Annotated in this window: 14 protein-coding genes; 5 read left to right on the forward strand and 9 right to left on the reverse strand. The window is 69.6% G+C overall.

The features are described from left to right. Window positions 1-14: 14 nt before the first annotated feature. From MCHUDSM44219_RS20845 to MCHUDSM44219_RS20855, 3 genes are read right to left on the reverse strand one after another with little or no spacing between them, the layout of a single operon-like run. Entirely contained in the window at window positions 15-926 is a 912-nt protein-coding gene (locus MCHUDSM44219_RS20845) for a DNA-3-methyladenine glycosylase family protein (protein ID WP_048420447.1), read from the reverse strand. 9 nt (window positions 927-935) lie between these two features. Further along, entirely contained in the window at window positions 936-1,313 is a 378-nt protein-coding gene (locus MCHUDSM44219_RS20850) for a DUF427 domain-containing protein (RefSeq protein ID WP_048420448.1), read from the reverse strand. 16 nt (window positions 1,314-1,329) lie between these two features. Next, window positions 1,330-2,703: an NAD(P)/FAD-dependent oxidoreductase gene (locus tag MCHUDSM44219_RS20855; protein ID WP_048420161.1), complete on the reverse strand. Its 1,374-nt coding sequence runs from the start codon at window positions 2,701-2,703 to the stop codon at window positions 1,330-1,332. Window positions 2,704-2,750: 47 nt separating this feature from the next. On the opposite strand from MCHUDSM44219_RS20855, the gene MCHUDSM44219_RS20860 reads away from it, so the two are divergent. After that, window positions 2,751-3,215: a DUF4262 domain-containing protein gene (locus tag MCHUDSM44219_RS20860; protein ID WP_048420449.1), complete on the forward strand. Its 465-nt coding sequence runs from the start codon at window positions 2,751-2,753 to the stop codon at window positions 3,213-3,215. A gap of 1 nt (window position 3,216) precedes the next feature. Here MCHUDSM44219_RS20860 and MCHUDSM44219_RS20865 read toward each other — a convergent pair whose 3' ends face one another. Then, on the reverse strand, window positions 3,217-4,251 hold the full coding sequence (locus MCHUDSM44219_RS20865) for an NAD-dependent epimerase/dehydratase family protein (protein WP_236695533.1): 1,035 nt from the start codon (window positions 4,249-4,251) through the stop codon (window positions 3,217-3,219). After that, window positions 4,248-4,748, reverse strand: coding sequence for a nuclear transport factor 2 family protein (locus MCHUDSM44219_RS20870; protein ID WP_048420162.1), 501 nt, complete (start codon window positions 4,746-4,748; stop codon window positions 4,248-4,250). The genes MCHUDSM44219_RS20865 and MCHUDSM44219_RS20870 overlap by 4 nt, the downstream gene beginning before the upstream one ends. An 83-nt stretch (window positions 4,749-4,831) precedes the next feature. Between MCHUDSM44219_RS20870 and msrB the strand changes: the two genes are divergently transcribed. Then, window positions 4,832-5,311 carry a peptide-methionine (R)-S-oxide reductase MsrB gene (msrB, locus tag MCHUDSM44219_RS20875; RefSeq protein ID WP_048420163.1) on the forward strand — a complete coding sequence of 160 codons (480 nt, stop codon included), beginning with the start codon at window positions 4,832-4,834 and terminating at the stop codon, window positions 5,309-5,311. Further along, entirely contained in the window at window positions 5,308-5,817 is a 510-nt protein-coding gene (gene msrA / locus MCHUDSM44219_RS20880) for a peptide-methionine (S)-S-oxide reductase MsrA (protein ID WP_048420164.1), read from the forward strand. Before msrB ends, msrA begins: the two co-directional genes overlap by 4 nt. A gap of 13 nt (window positions 5,818-5,830) precedes the next feature. Here the strand turns inward: msrA and MCHUDSM44219_RS20885 are convergent, their stop codons facing one another. Further along, window positions 5,831-7,159 carry a cytochrome P450 gene (locus MCHUDSM44219_RS20885; protein WP_048420165.1) on the reverse strand — a complete coding sequence of 443 codons (1,329 nt, stop codon included), beginning with the start codon at window positions 7,157-7,159 and terminating at the stop codon, window positions 5,831-5,833. A 47-nt stretch (window positions 7,160-7,206) separates the two neighbouring features. On the opposite strand from MCHUDSM44219_RS20885, the gene MCHUDSM44219_RS20890 reads away from it, so the two are divergent. After that, window positions 7,207-7,791: a TetR/AcrR family transcriptional regulator gene (locus tag MCHUDSM44219_RS20890; RefSeq protein WP_048420166.1), complete on the forward strand. Its 585-nt coding sequence runs from the start codon at window positions 7,207-7,209 to the stop codon at window positions 7,789-7,791. 145 nt (window positions 7,792-7,936) lie between these two features. Next, on the forward strand, window positions 7,937-9,241 hold the full coding sequence (locus MCHUDSM44219_RS20900; protein ID WP_131722337.1) for a hypothetical protein: 1,305 nt from the start codon (window positions 7,937-7,939) through the stop codon (window positions 9,239-9,241). A gap of 64 nt (window positions 9,242-9,305) precedes the next feature. On the opposite strand, the gene MCHUDSM44219_RS20905 is transcribed toward MCHUDSM44219_RS20900, so the two are convergent. The 3 genes from MCHUDSM44219_RS20905 to MCHUDSM44219_RS20915 form a co-directional block, all read right to left on the reverse strand. Further along, entirely contained in the window at window positions 9,306-9,929 is a 624-nt protein-coding gene (locus MCHUDSM44219_RS20905; protein WP_048420169.1) for a hypothetical protein, read from the reverse strand. After that, window positions 9,926-10,630, reverse strand: a complete 705-nt coding sequence (locus MCHUDSM44219_RS20910) for an MspA family porin (RefSeq protein ID WP_048420170.1) — start codon at window positions 10,628-10,630, stop codon at window positions 9,926-9,928. Before MCHUDSM44219_RS20910 ends, MCHUDSM44219_RS20905 begins: the two co-directional genes overlap by 4 nt. Window positions 10,631-10,697: 67 nt before the next feature. Further along, the gene (locus MCHUDSM44219_RS20915; protein WP_048420171.1) at window positions 10,698-11,390 is read right to left on the reverse strand and encodes an MspA family porin; all 693 of its coding nucleotides are present in this window, start codon (window positions 11,388-11,390) and stop codon (window positions 10,698-10,700) included. Between the last annotated feature and the right edge of the window lie 228 nt (window positions 11,391-11,618).

Raw genomic sequence — 11,618 nt, forward strand, 5'->3', positions numbered from 1 at the left:
CCCTTTGGCGGACGTCACATTTCGGCCAGATTCGGTATCGCGGTGCGTGGCCCGAAACGCGGATTCACCGCGAGCCCACTGGCTTCCAGCAACCGGACCGCGCGGTGCCGGTGCGGCGCGAGGGGCGCCAGCAGCGCCACCATCGCGTCGTCGTCGATGGGGTGACCGAGCAGGCTCCAGCCCACCATCGTGGACAGGTGGTAATCCCCCACCGAGAGCGCGTCGGCGTCGCCGAAGGCGCGCTGGGCGGTCTCGGCGGCCGTCCACACCCCGACACCGGGCAGCGTCATCAGCGCCGCCCGGGCCGCCTCGGGAGACCGGCGCACCAGACGTTCGAGCGCGTCGGACCGCTGCGCGCAGCCGACGATGGTGCGGGCCCGGCCCGGGTCCACATTGGCGAGGTGGAACTCCCAGGACGGCACGCGCCGCCACGCCTCGGCCGTCGGGGGCACCCGCATGTGGGCCGGAGCGGGCCCCGGCGCCGGGGCCCCGTACTTCCCGACCAGCCGGCGCCAGGCGCGCCGGGCGTCCTTGCCGTGCACCCGCTGTTCGAGTACGGCCGGCACCAGCGCCTCCAGCACGCGCCCGGTGCGGCCCAGTCGGAGGTGCGGCACCCGCTGGTAGGCACGCGCGATCGTCGGTTCCTGCGGGTCGAACCCGGCGGTGTCGTCGTCGGCGCCGAGCAGCGCCGGCAGGGTGTCGGTGAACTCGGCGGCGCCGGGACCCCAGGCTTCGCAGCTCACGGTGTCGACGGCGTCCCGGGTGAGGCGGGCGGTGACGGGACCGCTCGCGAGCAGGCTGGTGCGCCAGATCGCGCCGTCGGCGGCGTCGTGATGGCAGGGGTCGGCGCGGCCCCGGCGCAGCGGCGCGAGCGTCAGCCCCGGGCTCGCCGGGCCGGCGAACACGACGCTGGCCGTACTGTGCACGCGCACAGCCTAGGGCTGCACCCGGACATCGGCCTTGTCCGGATAGAACGCCACGTGACCGGCGATGGCGGCCACCGCGGGATAGGGCTGCTCGTAGGTCCAGACCGCGTCGGTGACCGTGCCGCCGCCGGTGGTGCGCAGGTGGTAGTAGGCGGCGTCGCCCTTGAACGGGCAGTAGGTCGTGGTGTCGCTGCGGACCAGCCGGTCCGGCGCGACGTCCGCGATCGGGATGTACTGCACCGCCGGGTAACTCCCCTCCTCCAGGGTCAGCGCGGCGTCGGTCTCGGCGACGACGTCACCGTCGATCAGGACGGCGACGTGTCGGCCGGTGGGCCCGACGGTGATCGGATGGGTGCTGGACGGTTGGAGCACAGGTCGGTCGGTCATACCCACCATTGAACGCTCAGTGCGGGCGCCCGGCGATCTTGTCGGCGACCACCGCGATGGGCGAGGTCCGGGCACGGCCCCGGCCCTCGTGCCAGTCGGCGGCCTTGTAGGCCAGATACATGCCGCGCACACCGAGCCAGCGCAGCGGCTCGGGCTCCCAGTTCTTCGACCGGTGCCCCACCCACGGCAGTTCTGTCAGCGGCGTCGCCCGGCCCAGCACCAGGTCGGCGAGCGTGCGGGCGGCGAGGTTGGTGGCGGTGACGCCGTGCCCGACGTAGCCGCCGGCCCAGCCGAGCCCGCTGCCCCGGTCGAAGTCGACGGTCGCCTCCCAGTCGCGCGGCACGGCGAGCACCCCGCACCAGCCGTGCGCGATCCCGATGCCGGCCACCTGCGGGAGCACCGTGCGCAGCGTGGCGGTCAGCGCCGCGATCGTGCGCGCGGGCACCTGGCCGTCGCGGTCGGTGCGGGAGCCGAACCGGTACGGGACGCTGCGCCCGCCGATCGCGATGCGGTCGTCGACCGTGCGCTGCGCGTAGAAGAAGCCGTGGGCGGTGTCGCCGAGCGTCTCCCGGCCCTGCCAGCCGATCTCGTCCCACACCTCGGCCGGGATCGGGTCGGTGGCGATCATCGAACTGTTCATCGGCAGCCAGCGGCGTTTGAGCCCGGGCAGGCCTGCGGTGAATCCCTCGGTGGCGCGCAGCACCACGGGCGCGCTGACGGTGCCGCGCGGCGTGACCGCCCGTCCCGCCGCGATCTCGAGGACCGGCGAGCGTTCGTAGATGTCCACGCCCAGCGCGGCGACGGTGTCGGCCAGCCCGCGGACCAGCGCGGCGGGTTGGATCCGGGCGCAGTGCGGGTTGTGGTAGGCCGCCACCACGTCGCTCAGCCGAATACGTTGCGCCGCTTCGTCTCTGGACAACTCTTCGATACCGTCGACCTGCCAGCTGCGCTCGGCCGCCGCCGCGGCGGCCAGTCGGCCGGCCTGGGCGCGGTTGCGGGCCACCTCCAGCGTCCCGCCCTTGACGATGCCTGCCTCGATGCCTTCCCGGGCGGCCACGTCGATGACCTCGTCGACGGCCTCGTTGAGGGCACGCTGCCACGCCACCACCCCGTCGCGGCCGTACTGACGGGCCATCCGCTCGCGGTCCCCGGGCACGAGCCCCGACAGCCAGCCGCCGTTGCGCCCCGATGCGCCGAACCCGGCGAAGCGCGCCTCCAGCACGATGATGCGCAGGCTCGGGTCGGCCTCCTTCAGGTAGTACGCCGTCCACAGTCCGGTGTAGCCGGCGCCGACGATGCACACGTCGGCGTCGCGACTGCCCGGCAGGGGCGCCCTCGGCGTCGGCAGGCCGTCGAACCAATGGGAGATCTCACCGTTGCGCACCGACAGATTGTGGCAGCACCGGCGATGTCGGTGTGCGGGTGCAGGCTGTGCGCATGTGTTGGCTCTGCGATCACCCCACCGCGACCCGGCAGGACTATCTGGAGGTCGTCCGGGGCAAGGTGCGCCGCAACGGGTGGATGGTGCAGTACGTCGAGGCCCGGATGCCGTTCGCCTACACCGTGGGCCTCTCCGCTCAGAACCTGCCCGAACTGCTGGTGACCAGCGTGTCTGCGCCGCGGTCGCTGCGTCTTCTGGGGGCGCTGGCCGTCGGGATCCGGAAGGGCGTGCGGTGGAATCCCGGCGACCTCGTGACGATCCAGGACGGCCCGCTCGTCGAGTTGGTCGAGGTGGACCACCCGGACGTGCACTGTGGCTGGGCGGTGAGACATGCCGAGCGACCCATCCGGGTGCTGCAGGCGGTTTGGGCCGACGGGCGGGGACGGTGGCCGTGGTCGGCGACGTTCTGCGACGGGCGACGGCGGCAGCCGGTGCTCGGAGTACGGGCGCGGGCCGCCTGACCTACCGGCGGGCGGCGCGCAGGTTCACCCAGAACGTCGCCGCTTCCCGGATCGATTCCTCGACCGGTCGCGGCTGCCAGCCCAGCTCGCGCTTGGCCTTGGCACAGTCGACAGGCGCCTCGGCGCGCATCAGGCGCAGCGAGCCCAGCGACAACCGTTGGTCGGTTCGGGTCAGCCGGCCCTTCAGGCTGCCCATCGCCGCCATGGCGTACGACACCGCGAGCGGAATCGTCGTCGTCGGCGCCGGCACTCCCGCGGCCTCGGCCGCGATCCGCACCACCTCGGCATTGGAGATCATCTTCTCCGAAATCAGATACCGCTCACCGACGCGGCCCTTCTCGGCGGCCAGCAGCAGCGCCTGCGCGGCGTTGTCGATGCCCACCGCCTCGAGCTCGATGCCGCCCATCACGAACGGCAGCTTGCCGAACGCGGCGCCGGCGATGATCGCGCCGTGCGGCGTGCGGCCCCAGTCCCCCGCGCCGTAGGTGGTCGACACGCACATCGCCACCGCGGGCAGGCCCCGGTTCCGGGCGTAGTCCAGCACCAGCCTCTCCGCCTGCAGGCGGGACCGCACATACGGTGTGAGCCCGCGCTCGTCGGTGATCACGTCGTCCTCGGTGGCGATGCGGCCGCGCCGGCGGCCGACCGTCACATAGCTGCTGGTGAACACGAACTTCGTCAGCCCGGCGGCGATGGCCGGCTCGGTGGCGATGTCGACGACGTGGCGGGTGCCGTCGACGTTGGTGCGGAACAGCGGGGCCGGGTCGCGCAGCCAGCCGCGGGTGTCGACGACGCAGTAGTAGACGACGTCGCAGCCGGTCATCGCCTTCCGGAGCACCGCGTCGTTCCAGATGTCCCCGGTGAACCGGGTGACCGGAAGGTCGTCGATGCCGACGGTCTTGCTGCCCTCGCGCACCATCACCCGCACGTCCCGCCCCGCCTCGACCAGCTGGCGGGTGACGTGGCTGCCCAGGTAGCCGTTGGCGCCGATCACCAGCACCGGGGCCAGCGGAGCGACGGGAGAAGATCCCGTCACTTGCCCACCCGGGCCATCCACTCAGCCGCCTCGTCGGGCAGGGTGCCGAGCTCGTGGGCCTTCGCGCACCACTTCAGGGTCGCCTTGACGAAGCGCAGCGGGTTGTAGACGTCCTCCTGGCGGCGCCATTTCCCGTCACCGGCGTAGGTGACGATCGAGATGTTGGTGGCACTGATGATGGTCCCGTCGCCCGGGTCGCGCATCGGGTTGTCCAGTTCGCAGATGACGCGGCCGGTGTCGGGGTCGAACACCTTCCACAGCGACGGGAACGCCGTCATGTGGTTACCGGGGAACGTCTCCATCGTGTTCCAGATCCACGGTCGCACCTCCTCGCGTCCGCGCATCGTGCCCGCCGCGTGCTCGATGTAGAGGACGTCGTCGGTGTACTGCTCGACCCAGGGGTCCCAGTCGCGCGTCGTCGCCGCGCGGTCGACCGTCCGCTCGAACTCGGCGAACGCGTCCGCGAGTTCCTCCCGCGAGAATGCACTGCCCGTCACGACAAGAACTAGAACACGTTCTACCCGCTGTTGTCGAGGGCCGGCGGGATTAAATGCGCAGACCAGACCGTTACAGAAGCACTATGTCGAAGGTGTACAACAAGAACCCGAAAGCGGTCGACGCCCTGTCGCCCGAGCAGTATCACGTCACCCAGCGCAACGGCACCGAGCGGCCGTTCACCGGGGAGTACTGGGACAACCACGAACCCGGCATCTACGTCGACGTCGTCTCCGGCGAACCGCTGTTCGCCTCGGTCGACAAGTTCGACAGCGGCACCGGCTGGCCGAGTTTCACCCGGCCGATCGAGAAGGCCAACGTCCGCGAGAAGCGCGACTTCTCGCATCTGATGATCCGCACCGAGGTGCGCTCCGCGCACGGCGACAGCCACCTCGGGCATCTGTTCACCGACGGCCCCCGCGCCGACGGCGGACTGCGCTACTGCATCAACTCCGCGGCGCTGCGCTTCGTCCACCTCGACGAACTCTCCGAGCAGGGATACGGGCAGTACCGTGGATTGTTCACCGACACTGACAACTCGACCGCCGATGAGGAGCAAGCGTGAGCGAATACAAGCGGGCCGTGCTGGCCGGTGGCTGCTTCTGGGGCATGCAGGATCTGATCCGCAGGCAGCCCGGCGTGGTGTCCACCCGCGTCGGCTACACGGGCGGCCAGAACGACCACCCCACCTATCGCAACCACCCGGGTCACGCCGAGGCCGTCGAGATCGTCTACGACCCGGCGCAAACCGACTACCGCGCGCTGCTGGAGTTCTTCTTCCAGATCCACGATCCGACGACGAAGAACCGTCAGGGCAACGACGTCGGGAGCAGCTACCGATCCGAGATCTTCTACGTCGACGACGAGCAGCGCGAGGTCGCACTCGACACGATCGCCGACGTCGACGCCTCGGGACTGTGGCCCGGCAAGGTGGTCACCGAGGTCAGCCCGGCACCCGACTTCTGGGAGGCCGAGCCGGAGCATCAGGACTACCTGCTGCACTACCCGAACGGCTACACCTGCCATTTCCCGCGGCCGGGCTGGAAACTGCCCAAGCGCACCCAGGTCTGACGCGATCGGACGTCTAGGGGCGGCGGCGCACCACGATGCGTCCGCCGTCCTTTGGCGTGTGCGCGACACCGCGGAAGTGCGACTTCTCCGCAGCAGCGGTCGTCGGCTCGATCACGAAGTGCCGCAGCACCGTTCGCAGCACGACATCCATCTCGACGTTGGCGAAGGTGGCGCCGACGCATCGCCGCGTGCCGCCGCCGAACGGGATGTGGGCGAAGGTCGGCGGCCGCTGCCCGACGAAGCGCTGCGGGTCGAAGCGGTCCGGGTCCGGGAACTCGTCGGTCCGGCGGTGCATCTGCGCGATGGCCACCAGGATCGAGTAGCCCTGCGGGATCACCCAGTCGCCCAGCTCGAAGGCCGGCGCCTGCACGTGCCGGCCGGCGAAGTCGATGATCGTGCGGGTGCGCTGGATCTCGAGGAGCGTCGCCTGCCGGTATTCGTTGTCGTCGGTGTCGGCCTCGGCGGCCAGCCGCGACAGCACCTCGGGGTGACGCGTGATGCGTTCGAAGGCCCATCCCAGCGTGGCGGCGGTGGTCTCGTGGCCGGCGGCCAGCAGCGTGAGCAGCTCGTCGCCGACGTCCTGGCGCGACATCGTCGAACCGTCCTCGTAGGTGCTGCGCAGCAGCAGGGAGAGGACGTCGTCGCGGGTGTCCAGGTTCGGGTCGGCCAGCACGGCGTCGATGAGTCGGCCGATGATCTCGTCGTAACGCTTGCGGTACTGCGCGAGCCGGCCCCACGGGGTGAAGCGGCCATAGGTCCGCGACGGCATCGGGAGCACCGCCAGCCGCGACCCGAGCGTCACCCACGGCGGGATGCTGCGGCGCAGTTCGTCCAGATGCGCGCCGTCCGCGCCGAAGACCGCACGCAGGATGACGTTCAGCGTGATCCGCATCATCGGCTCGAGTGTCTCGAAAGGCTCACCGTCGGGCCAACTCTCGGCTTCGCGTCGGGTTTCCTCTTCGAAGATGCGCTCGTAGTTCTTGATGCTCTTGCCGTGCAGCGGAGGCGTCAGCAGTTTGCGGCGCAGCCGGTGGTCGGTGCCGTCGAGGGCGAACACCGAACCCGGCCCGAGGACCCGCGACAGGTTCGGCTGGATGTTGACGACCTCGTCGGGGTTGGCCATGAACACCTGTTTGGCCAGGCCGGGATCGGCGACGATCACGGTGCGGCCGAAGACGGGGATGGTCATGGTGAACACGTCGCCGCAGCGGCGCGCGATCTGGCGCACCGTCCATTTGCGCGAGACGGAGAAGGCGAGGCCCTGCAGGGAACGGGGGATGGCGGGACTCGGTGGCAGCCGCGCCGCGGACAGCGGCGTGGTACTGCGGTGTACCACAGTCATGTCCGGTACGGTACCGGTTGGTACCAGGGGAACGCAAGGGTGAGAACATGACCGAGACGCCGGTGCTGACAGTGGACCGTCTGCTCGACGGGCTGACCGCCTCCATCGTCGAGCGCGGCTACCGGGACACCACGGTGGCCGACATCGTTCGGCATGCGCGCACGTCGAAGCGCACGTTCTACGAGCAGTTCGCCGGTAAGGAGCAGTGCCTCATCGAACTGCTGCGCCGCAACAACAGTGACCTCATCGCCGGCATCCGCGCCGCCGTCGTCCCCGACGACGACTGGCACACCCAGATCCGCTCGGCCGTCGACGCCTACGTCGCGCACATCCGGGCCCGGCCCGCGATCACCCTGTGCTGGATCCGCGAGGCCCCGGCCCTGGGTGCGGTGGCGCGGCCCCTCAACCGGCAGGTGATGAGCGATCTCACCGAACTGCTCGTGCTAGTGACCGAGAACCCGGGCTTCCAGCGTGCCGGCCTGACACCGGTATCGCCGCCGATCGCGCTGATCCTGCTCGGCGGCCTCCGGGAACTGACGGCGTTCTTCGTCGAGGAAGGACGCGACGTCGCGGGCATCACCGAACCGGCGGTTGCCGCGGCCACCGCGCTGGTCGCACCGCCACCGGACTGACAGGTCGACGACGGACACGGTCGTTGCCAGGAAAGTCACCGTCCGTTCAACTGGCCAGAACCTTTGTGCCGCTGAGCGTTCCGGCTGACCATGTGCGCGCCCCGTACATTTCCACCGTCCTCACACCCCTTTCGAAGGCGACCGTATGCATTCGTCCATTGGCAAACCTCTCGTGGCGCTCGTCTCGGCAGCCTGCCTGGCGGCCCCGGCCATGACCCCGACTCCCCACCACTCCGTCATCACGCAATCCTCGATGCCCGTGGAGCTCTCGGCATCGGTGACGTCCTTCGACCCGCTTCCAACCTCGGCGCGGGCTCTCGTCACCTCCGTAGCCCCCACGGACCCGGCCACGCTGGCCGGCGCGGTCGACACGATGGCGTCACTCTCGGGTGAGGACTCCGGGTTGCTGCTGCTGAAGCTGCTCTCGGCTCCGTACCACAACTTCGCAAGCATCTCGATCGCGGTGGGCAAGGCCGTCAACGCCGGAATCCAATTCGTGTCGCTGCCGTTCTCGATCCTCACCTACATCATCGCGAACAAGCCCGACGACATCCCTGGCTACATCACGCAGGTCCAGAACAACCTCAAGGGCGCGCTCCCCGGGATCAGCGCCGCCATCAAATCCGAGATCGCCTACGACAGGGATCTGATCCAGCAGATCTTCGGAGGGAACGCGCAGAACACGGCGACAGCGGCGGTGGACAACGTCTCGGCGCCTCCCGCGGTCGCGGCGGACGCCACCGACTCGGGCCTGGCAGTTCTCAAGCTGCTCACCGCCCCGTATCACAACTTCGCGAGCATCTCGATCGCGGTCGGCAGGGCCGTCAACGCCGGAATCCAGCTGGTGTCGCTGCCGTTCTCGATCCTCACCTACGTCACCGCGAACAAGCCCGACGACATCCCGGCCTACATCACGCAGGTCCAGAACAACCTCAAGGTCGCCCTCCCCGGGATCGGTGCCGCCATCAAGTCCGAGATCGCCTACGACAAGGACCTGATCCAGCAGGTCTTCGGCGGCGGCGCGACGGCCATGGTCACCAATGCGAAGGAGACACCCAATCTCCTTGCAGTCGAGTCGTCTTCGACGAACGTCCTCGGGGGAACCCCCAACCTGTTGACCGCCGCCCAGGATCAGGGCGACACAGCCAGCGACGCCACCCCCCACAGGGAGACGTGGAAGGAAAGGATCGCCGCGAAGAAGGCCGCCAAGGACGAGTCGGTGAGCACGGACTCGGCCAAGGGCACGGACACCACACCCGCGCAGGAGTCGGCGCCGACGCCTGCGCCGACGTCCGAGGCGGAGACCGGCGCCGAGACCGGCACCGGTGAGGCACCGACTCCGCCGAAGCACCGACTGGGCAAGCCGGCCGGCGACAAGGCGGGTGCGAGCGAGAGCACGGGCGGCAAGCATCGCAAGCCCGAGACCGACAGCGGCGCCGACGCCGCCTGACCATCGACGACATCGGCCCCTACCCGTACGGGTAGGGGCCGATCTCGTTGCGGTGGAGCGGAACTCAAGACGGTGGCGGCGGCAGGTACTGCACGAGCCCTGGGGGGATGTTGGTTCCCGGCGGAGGCGCTGTCCCCGGAAGGGGCTGCCCCAGCTGCTCCTGCGGCAACTGGTTGAGCAGGGCCCCGTGCAGGCGTCCGTCGACCGCCAGATCGTAGAAGCGGCCCAGCCAGGTCCGGCCGTTCACGTCCGCGTTCTCGTCCCCCGGCGCTACGTCGAACTGCTGTCCCTGTCCGGGTGCGGCAGGAACCACGTTCTGCGGCACCCCGTACGCGTTGTTGAACGCACGGAGGTTCGGCGCCACTCCCGGTCCGGCGCCCGGCGCTGAGGGCACCGCGTTCTGCCCCAGGGCCGTGGTGCGGTCGATGCCGGAAATCGCTGGGGCGCCGAGCATTCCCGGAGCAGCGGGTTGCCCTGCCTGGGCGAGCATGTTCCAGCCTTCGGGGCCCAGGGGCGCGCCGATCACCGGAATGACGGGGCCCTGCGGAGGCGGCGGAGGCGCCGGCGCAGGGGCGGGCGGGAGTGGCTCCGGCGACGCCGGCGGCTGTGCGTGGGCAACAGCGGCGAAGACGACAGCGGCACCGGCGGCGAGAAGCGCCGCCGGTGCCTGCCGGATCACACGTGTCATACGGACTTCGTGACGCCGTAGTACGCCACGATGTCGTCGGTGTCGGTCGTCGAGCTCGTGAGAGTCGCGTAGGACCGCAGGAACGACTGTCCCGCGCAGCCGTCCACCTTGATGTGCACGTCCTTGAGCGTCACCCGGGCCGGAGCGGCCTTGAACGACTTCTTGTCCACCGACACCTGATTCACCGTGCCCGGCTTGAGGTGGATCTCGAGCGTGCCGGAGATCGGGAAGTTCACGCCGGTCGGGATCAGACCGCCGGTGATCGTCGAGCCCGAGGTGCCGACGCCGACGGAACCGATCAGGCGAACCTGACCGAGCTCGATACCGCAACCGATCTGGTAACCGGCCTCGAGCACACCGCCGTTGAGCTTGGTCTTGCCCGATCCGGTGACCGTCCCCACGAAGGTGCCACCCACCAGGTACTCGCGCGAGGACACCGCGGTGGTCAGCGGGGCGATGGGCAGCTGCGTTTCATTGGTGGCGGCGACAGTGAGCTGCCATCCGTCGGGGGACATGACCGTTCCGGGCGGCGCGGACGCGACGATGCCGTTGTCCGGCGGCGGTCCGGCGTCCGGCGGCGGCGCTCCGTCGACCGGAGGCGGAAGTGGAGCGGGCGGAGCGGGCTGGGCGAGCGCGGTGGGCACCGCGAAGGCCGGGAGGACGAGGCCGGCGGCGGCCAGCGCGAGCAACTTCTTCTTCATGAATGCAGAGGCCTCTCAGAGTCTTTCGGTGAGCGAAGTCTGTGGTGACGAACGGATCCGGGTGGGCCTACACCGCCTTCGTCACGCCGAGATAGGTGACGACGTCGTCGGTGTTGTCGGTGGAGCTGGTCAGGGTCGCGTACGACCGGATGAAGGACTGACCCGCGCACTGATCGGTCTTGACCCGCACGCCCGTGAGCGTGATGCGGGTCGAGGTGCCCTTGAAAGACTTCTTGTCGAGTGCCACGGTGGTCACGGTGCCGGGCTTGAGGTAGACCTTGCCCTGGAGGCTGAGCGAGGCGCCGAATGCCGGGTTGCCCGTGAACGGGATGCCGATGCTGGGCGTGATGCTCGCGCCCGGGTTGATCTCGGTCTCGTCGGAGATGATGCCGCAGCCGATCTGTTCGCCGGCCTCCATCGACCCGCCGGCCAGCGTGGTCTTGCCCTGACCGGTGATCTTGCCGGTGAAGGTGCCGCTCACCAGGTACTCGCGCGACGAGATCGCCGTGGTCAAGGGCGCGACAGGAAGCTGAGTCTCGTTGCTGCCCACGACTTCCAGGTGCCAGCCGTCGGGCGTGTCGAGAATTCCGGGAGGGCCTGAAGGGACCGCCCCGTCGGGCGGCGGGGGCGGCGCCGGCGCCGCATCCGCGACGGGCTGTACACCTGGATTGGCGGGTGCCGGTTGCGCCGCAACGATCGGCGCGGCCCATACCGGCGCCGCCAGGCATGCAGCGGCGAGCGTGACATAGCGGTTCAACATTGGTCTGACGACGCCTCTCGTGGTGTGTGGAACGGGTTCTTATCGCCTTTGACCCGCAGAGCGTCCATGGGTCGGGTGTCTTTTCGGTGAACGCACGGTAGCCCATCTCGATCTGACTCCTATCGAGTGCAGACCTTTGCTGGCAGTACACTGTGAGCACCGCTGTGAGATGTGCGACAACCTATGAATAGACCATCGCCGGCCACCTCGACGTCGCGTTCCGTTCAC

The organism is Mycolicibacterium chubuense (assembly GCF_001044255.1).
Lineage (GTDB): Bacteria > Actinomycetota > Actinomycetes > Mycobacteriales > Mycobacteriaceae > Mycobacterium > Mycobacterium chubuense.

What these genes read in the sequence shown, in the direction of transcription:
- MCHUDSM44219_RS20850 (WP_048420448.1), bottom strand. Translation starts at nt 1,313, where the DNA reads ATGACCGACCGACCTGTGCTCCAACCGTCCAGCACCCATCCGATCACC.
- MCHUDSM44219_RS20860 (WP_048420449.1), top strand. Translation starts at nt 2,751, where the DNA reads ATGTGTTGGCTCTGCGATCACCCCACCGCGACCCGGCAGGACTATCTG.
- msrB (WP_048420163.1), top strand. Translation starts at nt 4,832, where the DNA reads ATGTCGAAGGTGTACAACAAGAACCCGAAAGCGGTCGACGCCCTGTCG.
- MCHUDSM44219_RS20885 (WP_048420165.1), bottom strand. Translation starts at nt 7,159, where the DNA reads ATGACTGTGGTACACCGCAGTACCACGCCGCTGTCCGCGGCGCGGCTG.
- MCHUDSM44219_RS20890 (WP_048420166.1), top strand. Translation starts at nt 7,207, where the DNA reads ATGACCGAGACGCCGGTGCTGACAGTGGACCGTCTGCTCGACGGGCTG.
- MCHUDSM44219_RS20900 (WP_131722337.1), top strand. Translation starts at nt 7,937, where the DNA reads ATGCATTCGTCCATTGGCAAACCTCTCGTGGCGCTCGTCTCGGCAGCC.
- MCHUDSM44219_RS20905 (WP_048420169.1), bottom strand. Translation starts at nt 9,929, where the DNA reads ATGACACGTGTGATCCGGCAGGCACCGGCGGCGCTTCTCGCCGCCGGT.
- MCHUDSM44219_RS20910 (WP_048420170.1), bottom strand. Translation starts at nt 10,630, where the DNA reads ATGAAGAAGAAGTTGCTCGCGCTGGCCGCCGCCGGCCTCGTCCTCCCG.
- MCHUDSM44219_RS20915 (WP_048420171.1), bottom strand. Translation starts at nt 11,390, where the DNA reads ATGTTGAACCGCTATGTCACGCTCGCCGCTGCATGCCTGGCGGCGCCG.